The sequence below is a fragment of the Belliella pelovolcani genome (genome assembly GCF_900156785.1).
GTDB lineage: Bacteria > Bacteroidota > Bacteroidia > Cytophagales > Cyclobacteriaceae > Belliella > Belliella pelovolcani.
Genome location: NZ_FTOP01000010.1, coordinates 1 through 13,894 on the forward strand (window position 1 = coordinate 1; position 13,894 = coordinate 13,894).

Consider the following 13,894-nt stretch of genomic DNA (forward strand, 5'->3'; position numbering starts at 1 on the left):
AAAAGCAAGCTTCTAGATCCCGTTCGACTTGCATGTATTAGGCCTGCCGCTAGCGTTCATCCTGAGCCAGGATCAAACTCTCCATTGTAAAGTTTATATACGCTACTCTCGTAGCTTATTCCTATCGGCTCTTATTGATATGCTTCTTGAAAAACTATCCTAAAATAGCCTCTCGTCGTTTCGTCTTACAACACTTCAATGAACTTTTTTGAACTTCTTCTCAATCCAAATTGTAGTCTCTCGACCCTGATTTTTATACCCGTTCCGTTGAACAGGATTGCAAAGGTAAGAAAGTAATTTGATCAGGCAATCTTTTTGAAGTAAAAAAGTTTGAAAATTTTTAAACCCAAACACTTTTTTAAATCATATTTAACACCCCTTTTCAACTCCTTGCCCCCGTTTGGGATTGCAAAAGTGCAACTTATTTTACAATTAACAAGACCTAATCTCAAAGAAATTTTAAAACCATAACTACTATCCTGAATATCAATAAGAAAAAATTAAAAATGTTTTTAAAGCATTCTAATCTTGATGTTTTTATACCAAACAGTATCACCATGAGCTTGCAAGCCTATATAGCCCTTTTTCATTTTGGCATACTCAGGAAAGTCTTTCCACTTGCCTCCTTCTCTCCTTTCTAACCAGTCCTGGGAGTTTGGTGTAAATTCGACCGTTTTTTCCCCATTAAGCCAATAGCTCACCTTGGTGTTTTTGTAAATGATTCTAGATTCATTCCATTCTCCAGACTTTTTTACTACTTCCTTTAGAGTAGGAGCATACATGCCATAATCAGCAGCTACAGATTGTAAAGGATCTAATTCAGTTTTGAAACCCGATTGATCGACAACCTGATATTCGGGTCCAGTATAATAGGTCGCAGGTAAATCTTCCCTCTCAACAATATGGTATAATAATCCGCTATTACCGCCTTCTTGGATTTTCCATGTGAAGGCAAGTTCAAACTCCGCAAATTCTACAGGATAAAAAATTAAATCAACATCACCTCCTAAGCATTTGATAGCACCATTTTCAACTGTCCAATTATCTGGAAAACTATCACCTAGGTAAGCTCTCCAAACGTCAGTTTCAATACCATTGAAAAGTAACATCCAGCCATCTCCTCTTTCTTCATCTGTAAGGGCATTGTCTGGAACTATGTCTAACATCTCCGACACCTCCACCTTTTCTTTAGCACAGGAGACACATAAACAAATTAGATAAATCAATAAAAAATTCTTAAGCAAGTTTCCCATTCTTATATTCGGTTAGTGAACCCAAAAGTTAATAAAAATTATCAGTATCATTTCAATTAAACACTTTTCAATCCTTATCAGTCTTCCAGCATCATAGAATAAAGAACTTTGGACAGAAATTAAACCTTAACTTTGCTAAAAATTACAACAATGACATTTTCAGAACTTGGCTTGTCAGCCGCTCTTGTAAAAGCAGTTCAAGAACTAGCATATAAAAACCCCTACCCTATTCAGGTAGCTGCAATCCCTGCAACACTTCAAGGAAAAGACGTCTTGGGCATTGCTCAAACGGGATCAGGGAAAACAGCCGCCTATGTATTACCCTTACTTGAGACTTTACAAAATAAACCAATCAATAAAAGTAGGTCTATTCCAATATTAATACTCGTACCCACAAGAGAGCTAGCGGCTCAAGTTCTCGAAGTCATTCAAACTTTCAACACATCGATTCAGAGAAAAGCAAAAAGTGTCGCTGTATACGGAGGAGTATCTATCAATCCTCAGATGATGAAATTGAACGGCACCGACATTCTGGTCGCAACTCCAGGCAGACTACTGGACTTACTTTCGAAAAATGCCATTTCTCTTTCTCAGTTAGAAACTCTCGTGCTCGATGAAGCTGACAAAGTTCTGAACCTTGGTTTCAAAGAAGAAGTAGACGAAATCTTGTCTAGACTCCCATCAAAGAGACAGAATATCCTTTTTTCAGCTACTATGGAAGATTCGGTCTTGACATTGATTGACAAACTACTCGAGAATCCCTTCAAAATCGAAATCAAGCCAGAGGAAGTAACTCCTGACCTAATAGAACAGGTTGCCTATTTCATCAATATAGAAAGAAAAGGTCCTTTATTAAGGCATTTGATTGAAATGAATAATTGGGAGCAAGTTTTAGTATTTGCATCTTCAAAAAGAGTTGCAGATAACCTCACCACTAAACTGAATAAACATGGCATCCAAGCTATGGCTTTTCATGGAGACAAAAGCCAGGGAGGCAGAACAGAAGCATTGAAGCAATTCAAAGCTGGAAAATTACGTGTTTTGGTTGCAACAGATCTAGCTGGAAGAGGTATAGATATCAAAGAGCTTCCAATAGTGGTGAATTTTGAACTACCTAGATCACCAAAAGACTACATTCACAGAATCGGACGTACAGGTAGAGCTGGAGCCACAGGATCAGCTGTCACGATCATTACAGAAGAAGACAAACACCATTGGAAAGTCATACAAAAGAAAATGAAAAGGTGGGTAGAATTGATCGATGCTGAAAAAATGGATTTTTAGAAAAAACCCTTCCGCTAGTATAAGCAGAAGGGTTTTTATTTTATGGGTTTAATCTAGCCAAAATCTCCTTGGCTTCATGCCATTTTAACCTAGGTCCAAATTGACTTACGATTTTTGAACTTGCCATAGAAGCTAACTTTCCACTTGATGCGTAAGAATGCCCATTGGTGATTCCATACATGAAAGCTCCAGCAAACATATCACCTGCTCCATTGGAGTCTATTGCAGTAGTCTGATAAGGTTCAATATCAATAAAAGTATCCCCATCAAATATCATCGCTCCATTTTTACCTTGGGTAATTACAAAATGCTTGGCTACTTTTTTCAACTCCTCTCTAGCTTCCAAAAGATTGTCTTTTCCGGTATAAAGCATTGCTTCTTCTTCATTGGCAAATAGCATGTCTACGCTGTGACCAATGACATCATCAAATGCAGGCTTAAAATATTTAACCATAGCAGGATCTGAAAAAGTCATCGCAACCTTCACTCCATTTTCTTCAGCTAATTTTTTTGCATGTCTCATGGCCGCTTTGCCATTTTCAGAAGTAACCAAATAGCCTTCTATGTACAAATATTTCGAATCTTTGATTGCAGCTTCGTTCACATCTGCTACTGAATATGTCTGAGTAATACCTAGAAAGGTATTCATGGTACGCTCGGCATCTTCTGTCACCATGACCAGACATTTACCGGTAATCCCCTCCTCTAACTTATCTGGATTCAAGTTATTATCAACGCCTGCTTCCTTCATATCATCCATGAAAAATTTACCTAGCTCATCATTGGCCACTTTGCATGAATAGTATGATTTTCCACCAAACTGACTTACTGCAATAACTGTATTAGCTGCAGAACCGCCACATTGCTTTTTGGCTTCCGCGGTATTGATCACTTTCATCAAGGCATTTTGACGTTCTTCATCTACTAAAGTCATCAAACCTTTCTCTACTGCATTATCTAGGAAAAACTGATCCTTCACTTTGAATTCAATATCTACCAAGGCATTTCCTATACCCGTCACATCGTACTTTTTCATGCTATATTATTGTTGTTTTTTTTTAATCTGAAACCTCACCTTAAGTATTAATTATTCGAAAATCGGGTGTCTCTCGAATGGTTTTTCCCTGTCAAATAAATACCTATAAGTGTGGTGTGTTTTGTATATTTCTGCATTGAGCTGCTCACATACACGCATCATCTTGGGATTGAAGTCGCCTATCCAATTCATCTCAATGGTTTTATAAGGAAATGAATCATGCTTAGCAAATTTTTCATTATATGCCATGATCATAGCGCTTTCTACACCTTTTCCTTGGAACTCTGGCACTACACCAAACACTAAACCCAACATCTTGTTGGGAGGGTTGAATATTTTGTTGTAAAGAAATTTCAACTTCCCTATCAAATCTAATTTACCATTGACATACTTGAAAAGCTGGTTGATTTCTGGAATATTGATAAAAAATGAAACTGGTTCTCCTTTATGAAATCCAAAATAAATCAGGCGACCATCCATAATGGGCTTCATTTTCCCAAACATCAATTGAGTCTCTTTGAGCGTCAAACTCTTACCCATGTGTCTGGCCCACGCTTTATTATAAACTGTCATGAAATATTCAGGAGCTTTCTCGGAAAGCTCTCTGCCCTTCATATGCCTAAATTCAAAATCTGGATCATCAATAACTTTATTCGCCCTTTCGATCATTTTCTGATCAAACCCTACACCTTGAACAGGGCGCATGTAGGTGAATTGCTTGAAGTAAACTTGAAAGCCATAAGCTTCGAAAAAATCTTTATAATAAGCAAAATTCCAAGGCATGTTATAGTTAGGTGGAGAAAATCCCTCCACTAGCAAACCCCACCATTTGTCTCTTTCACCAAAATTAATCGGCCCATCCATTGCCTCCATTCCTTGATCTTGAAGCCAGATCTTGGCAGTATCAAAAAGTAAAATAGCTGCTTCCCTCTGCTCCACGCACTCAAAAAAGCCTATGCCTCCCGTAGGTTGCTTTTCTTTCATCTTTGGATTGACAAAAGCTGCTATTCTACCTATTGTATTTTCTTTTTCATCTTGAAGCAACCATCTTTTCGCCTTGGCACCTAATTTAAATAACTTGTTGGTCTCTGAATGGAATAACCCCTCAATGTCCTTATCAAGTGGCCTTATCCAATTGGGCTCTCTTTGATACAAGCGAACTGCCATTTCTAAAAATTCCAGTTGATGTGCAGGGCTGCTGACTTCAATAATCCTCATGCTTTAATTTGGTTAAGAATCGCCAAAAATAAGCATATAATCTGAAAGTCCGAAGATTGACCTTGGAAGCAAATCGAAAATCAAAACAAGGGAGAGCATTCACTCTCCCCATAAATAGTCAAAGACAAATTTTAAATCTATTCAAACATCTGAATCATAAATCTTATGTTCAAAGGATTAATTCCCTCCTTTCGGAGCTAAATTTGGATAGTCCGTGATGATCCCATCTACTCCCATGTCAAGTAGCGATTGCATTTGTTCAGTGGTATTCACAGTCCAAGGAATAACCTTCATGCCTTTTTCCTTCAAATCACTAACCACATCCTTTGTCAAGCCCACAAAATAAGGTGAATAAATCTCTGGCTGAAAACCAAGTTCTTTCAATTGTTCCTGTGATTTTCTTGAGTCAGTGATCAGCATTGCCAAAGTCACATCAGGATATTTTTGATTGTAATATTTCAAAACACGAAAGTCGAAAGACTGTATATTCACTCGGCCCCAAGAAATACTGGAATCAATCAAATCATAAACCATATCCGAAAACTCAGCCGGGCTAGGATGATAAACACCATCACCTTCAGGGCTGCTTTTAATCTCAATATTGTAATATGGTTGAGGTAAATCGTGATTGGCTACATATTTCTCTACCACATCAAAAAGATCTTTCAGTCTTGGTTTGGTTACATGAAACTTGACTTGCTGTGGAAATCCCACATGAAATTTAGAGCCTGAGTCATATTGCTTCACCTCTTCGAATGTCATTTTGTAAATATTATGACTTCTATCTCCTTCAGGAATTTCTTTCCCCTCTGGTGTCAAACAAATCAAGGGATTCATGTAAGGTTCGTGCGAAACGATGATCTCTCCATCTTTTGTTACTGCCAAATCCAACTCAAGCGTAGTCACTCCCAAATCCAAAGCTTTGATCATCGCTGGAATAGTATTTTCAGGCATCAGACCACGCGCACCACGGTGGCCTTGAAGATCATAAGAAAACTGTGCTTGTAAAATCATTGGCAGCATAACTAAAGCAAAAAGGAGAATCTTTTTCATATTTTTTTGTTTGCAAATTACACTTTGTCTCAAAACAAAAAATCACCACAATATGAATTTATTGTGATGATTTTTAAACCTTGATTATTGCGTGTCTTGAACCTCTCCATAGAGGTCAAACTCCGTAGCGTCTGTGATTTTGACATCAACGAAATCTCCAACTCTGCAATAATATTTGGCTGCATCAATGAGCACTTCATTATCTACTTCGACTGAGTCGTATTCTGTCCTACCTACAAAATGCCCCCCTTCTTTCTTATCAACCAATACTTTGAAAGTTTTACCAACTTTCTCTTGATTGAGATCATAAGATATTTGCTCCTGAATCTCCATCAGGTGATTGGCTCTAGCTTGCTTTTCTTCCTGAGGGATAACATCTTCCATGGTACCGGCGTGTGTGTTTTCTTCGTGTGAATATGTAAAAACACCCAAACGCTCAAATTTCATTCTCTCCACAAAATCAACCATTTCCTGATATTCCGCTTCTCCTTCTCCCGGATGTCCTGCGATCAATGTGGTCCTGATAGCAATATCTGGCATGATGTCTCTAATGGAGTGAATTAACTCTTCCTGCTTTTCTCTTGTCGTTCCACGACGCATGGTTTTCAATACAGAAGTTGATCCATGTTGCAAAGGAATATCGAGGTAATTACAAATATTTGGTCTTTCCTTCATCACATCTATGACATCCATCGGAAAACCCGTAGGATAGGCGTAGTGCAAGCGAATCCAATCGATGCCATTTACATCTGATAGTGCACGCATGAGATCTGCCAACCTTCGCTTCTTGTATAGGTCCAAACCATAGTAGGTCGAATCCTGAGCAATAAGTAGCAATTCTTTGGTACCATTAGCCGCCTTATGTTCGGCTTCCTTAACCAAATCTTCTATAGATCTAGAAACATGACCTCCACGCATTAATGGAATCGCACAAAAAGAACAAGGCCTATCGCATCCTTCAGATATCTTCATGTAGGCATAATGCGAAGCATGTGTGAGCAGCCGCTCTCCGACTAACTCGTGCTTATAGTCTGCTTTGAATTTTTTGAGAATAGCCGGAAGATCTCTCGTTCCAAAAAATGCATCTACTTGTGGGATTTCCTTTTCTAAGTCATCCTTGTACCGCTGAGAGAGACAACCTGTCACATAGACCTTGTCTACCAAGCCTTGTTCTTTGGCATCTACATATTGTAAAATAGTGTCAATAGATTCTTGCTTGGCATTATCTATGAACCCACAGGTATTGATGATGATGATATTATTATCTTCACTATTAGACTCATGACTGGCATTGATACCATTTCCTTTCAGCTGTGTCAATAATACTTCCGAGTCCACCAAGTTCTTGGAACAGCCCATGGTGATGATGTTGACTTTGTCTTTTTTTAATGTTCTCGCTTTCACAGATTTCCTACTTTGGACGCAAAGGTAAGCAAATTCAAGAAGTGGCATTTGTATTTTCATAGAATTCTCGGAATATACCTCAGTCAAGCAAAAAAAATAGATCGTCGGAAATTTGGCATTAACTCTCTAAATAAATCTAGTATGTATATCCGCAATTATACCATTATCCAAATTCAATAAGAGACTATATAAATCCGATACTAATAGATATTGGATATTCATTGATATTGGCTATAAATCACAGGTTTGTTCCATTATTTAGGTTCTACTTGTAGGTAATCGGACAATCATGAAACTTAGTAAAGCTAACCCAGATATTGATAGGAAATGAATATTAATTTGATGTGGACAAATAGCAATAGATCAAACCGAAGAGTTGACTTATTCGCAATGAATAGAATAATCAGATAAAACAACGAATCCTTAAAAAAATCACAGATTATGGAAATATTAACTATCTAGGATTTTTTTGCCTTTTTATTAAAATATCCTTAATGATTTATTTGCTTCAACTGAAGAATATCTAGCTACTTTTGGATTCGTACAGCAAACGAACATTTTTTCAACTCCTTGCATTATTTTTAAGCGTCGATGTGAATCGACGCTTTTGCTTTTTTACCTCCTGACTAGATAGCCAACATTAACTCAGCATTTTATTTCCAGCCACCTGGGCTACTTTTGATCATCTTCTTATAAGCAGAAGGAGTCATACCTGTTGTCTTTTTGAATTGAGAAGAAAGGTGCTGAACAGAACTGTAATCTAGCCTATAAGAAATCTCCGTAAGATTCATTTCTTCATAAAAAAGCCACTCCTTCACTTTGTCGATTTTTAGTGCAATAAAAAACCGCTCAATGGTAATGCCCTCCATGCTGCTAAAAAGATGACTGAGCTTACTATAATCTTCATTGATCTTTGACTTGATATAATCGCTAATGTTAAAACCCGCCGGAATCTCCTCCTCTTGAAATAAGGCTCTCAAGCTCGTTTTAATTTTCTCTATTTTTTTAACATCCTTATCTTGCAATAACTCAAAGCCCATTCTCAACAATCCATCTTCCAACTCAGCTACGCTATTGGGTCCCAATTCTTGTGATAAGATGGCTTTGCCCAAAACTACGCGCTGAAAGGGTATGTCCTTTTCAAAAAGGAGATTTTCAACAGCCATGATACACCTAGGGCAGACCATATTCTTGATCAAAAGCTCTTCCATGACTCTAATTTACTCAAAGATTCCCAAATCAAAGGAATACCTTTTTAGATCATTATTTTTTGAATAGAAAAGTCTAATTTGGTATCACCAAATAAACCCACAATGAATAGAGACATTACTGCTACCACATCCATACATTTCGACAGAAAAAACTACGACAACGAGACATTATTACAGCTGTATCGATCACTATTAGTTCCCCGAAGAATTGAGGAAAAGATGCTGATCCTGTTGCGTCAGGGAAAAATCTCGAAATGGTTTAGTGGCTGGGGGCAAGAAGCGATTTCAATAGGTGCTGTTAATGCATTGGACGAAGATGAATACATCTTACCTATGCATAGAAATTTAGGGATCTTCACTGGAAGGAATATTCCACTTGAAAGACTTTTTGCACAGTTTCAAGGAAAAAAGTCAGGATTTACCAAAGGAAGAGACCGATCATTTCACTTTGGTAGTAGAGTACATCATATCGTGGGAATGATTTCGCATTTGGGGCCACAGTTGGCAATCGCTGATGGTATTGCTTTGGCAGATAAGTTATCCAAAAAACAAAAAGTAACCTTGGTCTTCACTGGTGATGGAGCAAGTTCAGAGGGTGATTTTCACGAGGGACTTAATGTAGCAGCAGTATGGAAACTTCCAGTCATCTTTGTAGTAGAGCACAATGGCTATGGTCTCAGCACGCCAAGCGAGGAGCAGTTTGCCTTTCAATATTTTACAGACAAAGGCCCCGGCTACGGTATGGAGACCGTTAGGGTTGATGGTAATAACGTTTTGGAAATGTATGACTGCATCAAAAATCTCGCAATTGATATTCGAAAAAATCCAAGACCAGTACTGGTAGAGGCTATTACTTTTAGAATGCGCGGCCATGAAGAAGCCTCCGGAACCAAATATGTTCCAAAAGCCCTGATGGAAACCTGGTCACTTAAAGACCCAGTCGAAAACTACGAAAGGTATCTACTTGACAATGGTATACTAAATTCTGAGCAAAAGAGTCAAATAGACGAAGAAATCAAAGCAGAAATTAATCTTGGGCTTGAGATTGCCTTTGGAGAGGACACCATATCTCCGAATACAGAAGAGGAGTTATCAGACCTGTATCATCCATTTGATCAAAAAATAATCCCTCCAAAAGAAAAAACCGGCACAGAAAAGCGCTTCATCGACGCCATCTCAGATGGACTACGTCAATCCATGGAAAGATATCCCAATCTTATCTTAATGGGGCAGGATATCGGTGAATATGGTGGTGCTTTTAAAATCACTGATGGGTTCAAGGCTAAGTTTGGAGCAGATAGAGTTCGCAACACACCGCTTTGCGAAAGTGCCATCATTGGTGCGGGATTGGGCCTATCCATTAAAGGCTATAAGGCAATGGTAGAAATGCAGTTTGCTGATTTTGTTTCAGTTGGCTTCAATCAGATCGTGAATAATCTAGCCAAGATTCATTATCGATGGGGGCAAAACGCAGATGTAGTTGTTCGGATGCCCACTGGGGCTGGTGTAGCTGCTGGGCCTTTTCACTCTCAATCAAACGAGGCTTGGTTTTTTCATACACCAGGACTCAAAATCGTATATCCATCTAATCCTTATGATGCCAAAGGCTTACTAAATGCAGCTATTGAAGACCCAAATCCTTTCATGTATTTTGAGCATAAAGCACTTTATAGATCGATATCGGAGGATATTCCAGATGATTATTATACCATAGAGGTAGGCAAAGCAAAATTAGTAGCTGAGGGAGAGGAACTCTCTATCATTACTTATGGGATGGGAGTGCATTGGGCCAAAAGCGCTATCGAAGAAATGGGGATCGAGGCAGCTATTTTGGACTTAAGAACGCTTCTTCCTTGGGACAAGGACGCAGTAAGAGACACTGTATCAAAAACTGGAAAGGTGATCTTCTTGCAAGAGGATTGTTTGACTGGGGGGATCGGTGGAGAAATCTGTGCTTGGATATCAGAACATTGCTTCGAAATGCTAGATGCGCCTGTGATGCGGGAAGGCAGCTTGGATACGCCAGTTCCATTTGCGCCGAGTTTGGAGAAGAATTTTCTTCCTTTAGAGCGGTTTAAATCAAAGCTATTAGCCTTAAGGAATTATTGAAAAATGCATATCCTCAATTAGACCACTAATCAATTTAAATAAAAACCCAGATCAACCTCATACCAGTAGATATAGGATCCGCCACAGCCAAGTTATTCATTGATAACTTGTCACGGTTTATCGGGATTGGCTTGAAATTATATGTTTATTTCGCTATTAAGGTTCCTCAGGTACAAAAGCGGACAATCATTAGCTAAAAAATAGTGGTCTAGGACAATAGGGATTAATCGAAAGGAGTTTGAGATGTTTCCTGAGAAAAACCTTGTATATCGAGCACTTCGATCACTACATATTTGCTAGCACCTCTCCAAGGGACTGGATTAAGATACTCCTTGTATCGAAGTTCAACAAAACGACCACTAGCCCTTTCCAGCTTCTGAGCCACTTCCTCTCCCTGTGCGCTAAATCTAAATTCATTGCTTTGTAAGGCTCCTGCACTAGGGCTTTGGAATCCTTCTTGTACTAATCTTCCTTCCCAAGTTTTAAAGACAAATCCTTTTTTCTCGAAATAATTCAAGTTACCTGCTTTGACTCCTTCACTAAAAACAAAAAAATACCTCCAATAAATTACCGCTGAAAGAACGATTACAAGTATCAAAGCTCCGATTTTGACATATTTGTGCATGGGAAAGTATTTTAGTTAAGAACAAATTAATTTAACCTATCAAGAATTTCAAATCGAGATGAATTACTGATAAATTCAGGAACGATCGCTTTAAGGTGAGTTACGATATCATTCTCAGAATTATTTTCAATCAGTTTATAAAACATGCTTATCTGTGCTTCTATTTTAGAGAAGTTACTAGGATTTACTTTCGCTATTAAAATTTTAGGATGATGGGTGATCTTGACTGTTTCTGAATCATTGAGCAATTCTTCAAAAAGCTTCTCACCTTCTCTGAGTCCCGTAAATACAATTTTGATCTCTTCATCGACTTTTTTGCCACTGAGTTGAATCATTTTTTTGGCTAGATCGAGGATTTTGAGCGGTTGTCCCATATCAAAAACAAAGATTTCTCCACCATTTCCCATCGCTCCAGCTTCAAGTACAAGTTGGCAAGCCTCTGGAATAGTCATAAAATAACGTGTAATATCTGGGTGAGTCACTGTAACTGGCCCACCTTTTAAGATTTGATTCTTGAACAAAGGAATAACAGAACCACTAGAGCCGAGTACATTTCCAAAGCGGGTAGTGATGAATTTAGTATATTCTTTTTTATGATTTTGATCAAGAAACGCATTAAGAGACTGTACATAGATTTCTGCTGCGCGCTTGGTAGCACCCATGACATTGGTAGGATTTACTGCTTTGTCAGTGCTCACTAACACAAATTTCTCAACTTTAGTTAGAACGGCTAAATCTGCCAGTATCTGAGTACCTATTATATTACATTTTACAGATTCCTCTGGATAATTTTCCATCATTGGAACATGCTTATATGCTGCGGCATGAAAGATCACTTGCGGCCTATATTTCCTCAAGATCACATTCATCTTCTTTCTATCTCTTATATCAGATAGGATGACTTTATAGGGTGTCAGCAATCCTTCATCCTTAAACTCTTGATCAAGGTCATAAAGTGGGGACTCTGCTTGATCTAAGAGAATCAAAAGTTTAGGATCATAATGTGCAATCTGCCTACTCAGTTCACTACCTATAGTCCCTGCTGCTCCTGTAACTAACACAACCTTCCCTTGCAACTCATCCATCACTTTGAGCTTTTCTAGTGATATTTGATCTCTACCCAAGAGGTCTTCGATTTTCACGTCCCGAATGGCCTGAGCTTCCAATCCTCCATTTACCCATTGATTGACAGGAGGAACAATGGAAACATGCAAATTCATTCTCAAACATTCATCGGTAATTTCTCTTTTTCTTTGAACCGAAAGATTTTGAACCGCAATGATAATTTCTGAAATTTGATGCTTTTCAACCAATTCGGATAAATTCTCAAAGCCCCTATAGACTACTTTACCATCAATTTGCTTACCCTCTTTCTTTGGATCATCATCTAAAAATCCATAGATAATCAAGTTGGATTTACTATCTCTTTTGATCACTTCATGTGTAATGATACCCGCCTCACCAGCTCCAAAAATCATCCCTATCCTGATATTGTTCTGCCTACTCAAATGTCGAGTCTTTGCAAAAATAATCAACTCCTTCACCAGAAACCTGTACATTACCAATCCCACTAATGCTATCAAGGCACTGATAATTAATACAGAAGAAGGAATAATATTTTCACGAGAAAAAAGATATACCCTAACCAAGTTAACGACCTCTACTAGAATAACTGTGAAGAGAATAGTTTTAAAAATGATCACAACATCTTTGAGTCCTGAAAGTCTAACTATTCCATCATAGCTTTTAGTCCAAAGCATAATTAGAAGTCCTGAAATTACAAAAACAGAAATACCCAAAAAATTATTCTTGAAATCAAAATAAGAAAATTCAAAATTGAAGCGTATCATATAGCCTAACAAGGCTGCAAGGAACAATAAACCGATATCTATACCGGCGATTAGTCCCTTAGGCATAATCTTCAGGTTTCTTAAAAAGTCCATCAGTTAATTAATCATTCGATACATTTGGTTTACAGGCTATGAATATAAATAGATTTTTATAAATACTATCCAAATTTAAAAAATTCAAGTGTTCTATTTGGTTAATTATGCAATCGCGGATATTTATATTGATATAAAAACAAGCATATCCAGAGGAGTAAAACCCTACATTTTGAGTTTGGAGCCTATCCAAAGACTTCCATCCGGCATATTTTGATGAACTGTACTGCCAGCTGCGATTGTACACCATTTGCCGATATTTATATTGGGTAGTACTACACTTTTTGCACCAATAAGAGTCCCTTCTCCTACGTTGACACCTCCACATAGAGTAGAACCAGGAGCGACATGTACATAATCAGCCAATACACAATCATGATCTATCGTTGCTGCTGTATTGATAATCGCATGATTACCCACCTGAGAATCTACTTTGATAATTACATTTTCCATAATAACAACCCCTTCTCCAAGAACTACCGTATTGGATAAAATGGCAGATGGATGAATGATATTGGTGAAATTTACTGAACTTAACTTTTGATTTACAATATCGAGTCGGATTCTGTTATGTCCGATCGCTATGAAATAAGGTGAATCTTTGGGTAAATTAGAGGGTATTGGGCTTGTCACTGGGAGCCCCATTACATGAATGATTTTGACATCATCGTCAAAAACAGCTTTGATAATAGATTTATCTTTTAGCAAGTCTATCACTGCTTTTGCATGACCGGAAGCACCAATGATATACATCTACT

The 13,894-nt window shown here is 38.0% G+C and carries 11 protein-coding genes and 1 rRNA gene; 2 read left to right on the top strand and 10 right to left on the bottom strand.

Annotated features, from left to right (window positions below):
• Positions 1–88, bottom strand: a 16S ribosomal RNA gene (locus BW935_RS11675); the annotation flags it as partial.
• 424 nt (positions 89–512) lie between these two features.
• Positions 513–1,253, bottom strand: a complete 741-nt coding sequence (locus BW935_RS11680; protein ID WP_076501700.1) for a 3-keto-disaccharide hydrolase — start codon at positions 1,251–1,253, stop codon at positions 513–515.
• Between the two features lie 150 nt (positions 1,254–1,403).
• Here BW935_RS11680 and BW935_RS11685 point away from each other — a divergent pair, with 150 nt between their 5' ends.
• Positions 1,404–2,537 (top strand): DEAD/DEAH box helicase, encoded by a 1,134-nt coding sequence (locus tag BW935_RS11685; RefSeq protein WP_076501702.1) that lies wholly within the window; start codon positions 1,404–1,406, stop codon positions 2,535–2,537.
• A 40-nt stretch (positions 2,538–2,577) separates the two neighbouring features.
• Here BW935_RS11685 and BW935_RS11690 read toward each other — a convergent pair whose 3' ends face one another.
• The 5 genes from BW935_RS11690 to BW935_RS11710 form a co-directional block, all read right to left on the bottom strand.
• Positions 2,578–3,573 (bottom strand): adenosine kinase, encoded by a 996-nt coding sequence (locus BW935_RS11690; RefSeq protein ID WP_076501703.1) that lies wholly within the window; start codon positions 3,571–3,573, stop codon positions 2,578–2,580.
• Positions 3,574–3,624: 51 nt separating this feature from the next.
• The gene (locus BW935_RS11695; protein WP_076501705.1) at positions 3,625–4,791 is read right to left on the bottom strand and encodes a hypothetical protein; all 1,167 of its coding nucleotides are present in this window, start codon (positions 4,789–4,791) and stop codon (positions 3,625–3,627) included.
• 177 nt (positions 4,792–4,968) lie between these two features.
• Complete coding sequence (locus BW935_RS11700; protein ID WP_076501706.1) at positions 4,969–5,844, bottom strand: glycerophosphodiester phosphodiesterase; 876 nt, start codon at positions 5,842–5,844, stop codon at positions 4,969–4,971.
• 84 nt (positions 5,845–5,928) lie between these two features.
• Positions 5,929–7,248, bottom strand: coding sequence for a 30S ribosomal protein S12 methylthiotransferase RimO (gene rimO / locus BW935_RS11705; protein ID WP_076501901.1), 1,320 nt, complete (start codon positions 7,246–7,248; stop codon positions 5,929–5,931).
• 653 nt (positions 7,249–7,901) lie between these two features.
• Complete coding sequence (locus BW935_RS11710) at positions 7,902–8,459, bottom strand: helix-turn-helix domain-containing protein (RefSeq protein ID WP_076501708.1); 558 nt, start codon at positions 8,457–8,459, stop codon at positions 7,902–7,904.
• Positions 8,460–8,561: 102 nt separating this feature from the next.
• Here BW935_RS11710 and BW935_RS11715 point away from each other — a divergent pair, with 102 nt between their 5' ends.
• Positions 8,562–10,568 carry an alpha-ketoacid dehydrogenase subunit alpha/beta gene (locus BW935_RS11715; RefSeq protein WP_076501710.1) on the top strand — a complete coding sequence of 669 codons (2,007 nt, stop codon included), beginning with the start codon at positions 8,562–8,564 and terminating at the stop codon, positions 10,566–10,568.
• 223 nt (positions 10,569–10,791) lie between these two features.
• Here BW935_RS11715 and BW935_RS11720 read toward each other — a convergent pair whose 3' ends face one another.
• The 3 genes from BW935_RS11720 to BW935_RS11730 all read right to left on the bottom strand — a co-directional run bounded on the left by BW935_RS11720 (position 10,792) and on the right by BW935_RS11730 (position 13,889).
• Complete coding sequence (locus tag BW935_RS11720; protein ID WP_076501711.1) at positions 10,792–11,193, bottom strand: hypothetical protein; 402 nt, start codon at positions 11,191–11,193, stop codon at positions 10,792–10,794.
• 26 nt (positions 11,194–11,219) lie between these two features.
• Positions 11,220–13,136: a polysaccharide biosynthesis protein gene (locus tag BW935_RS11725; RefSeq protein WP_076501713.1), complete on the bottom strand. Its 1,917-nt coding sequence runs from the start codon at positions 13,134–13,136 to the stop codon at positions 11,220–11,222.
• A 165-nt stretch (positions 13,137–13,301) separates the two neighbouring features.
• Positions 13,302–13,889, bottom strand: coding sequence for an acetyltransferase (locus BW935_RS11730; protein ID WP_076501714.1), 588 nt, complete (start codon positions 13,887–13,889; stop codon positions 13,302–13,304).
• Between the last annotated feature and the right edge of the window lie 5 nt (positions 13,890–13,894).

Excerpts from the sequence above, each read along its gene's own strand:
- BW935_RS11680 (WP_076501700.1), bottom strand. The coding sequence starts at position 1,253 with ATGGGAAACTTGCTTAAGAATTTTTTATTGATTTATCTAATTTGTTTA.
- BW935_RS11685 (WP_076501702.1), top strand. The coding sequence starts at position 1,404 with ATGACATTTTCAGAACTTGGCTTGTCAGCCGCTCTTGTAAAAGCAGTT.
- BW935_RS11690 (WP_076501703.1), bottom strand. The coding sequence starts at position 3,573 with ATGAAAAAGTACGATGTGACGGGTATAGGAAATGCCTTGGTAGATATT.
- BW935_RS11695 (WP_076501705.1), bottom strand. The coding sequence starts at position 4,791 with ATGAGGATTATTGAAGTCAGCAGCCCTGCACATCAACTGGAATTTTTA.
- BW935_RS11700 (WP_076501706.1), bottom strand. The coding sequence starts at position 5,844 with ATGAAAAAGATTCTCCTTTTTGCTTTAGTTATGCTGCCAATGATTTTA.
- BW935_RS11710 (WP_076501708.1), bottom strand. The coding sequence starts at position 8,459 with ATGGAAGAGCTTTTGATCAAGAATATGGTCTGCCCTAGGTGTATCATG.
- BW935_RS11715 (WP_076501710.1), top strand. The coding sequence starts at position 8,562 with ATGAATAGAGACATTACTGCTACCACATCCATACATTTCGACAGAAAA.
- BW935_RS11720 (WP_076501711.1), bottom strand. The coding sequence starts at position 11,193 with ATGCACAAATATGTCAAAATCGGAGCTTTGATACTTGTAATCGTTCTT.
- BW935_RS11725 (WP_076501713.1), bottom strand. The coding sequence starts at position 13,136 with ATGGACTTTTTAAGAAACCTGAAGATTATGCCTAAGGGACTAATCGCC.
- BW935_RS11730 (WP_076501714.1), bottom strand. The coding sequence starts at position 13,889 with ATGTATATCATTGGTGCTTCCGGTCATGCAAAAGCAGTGATAGACTTG.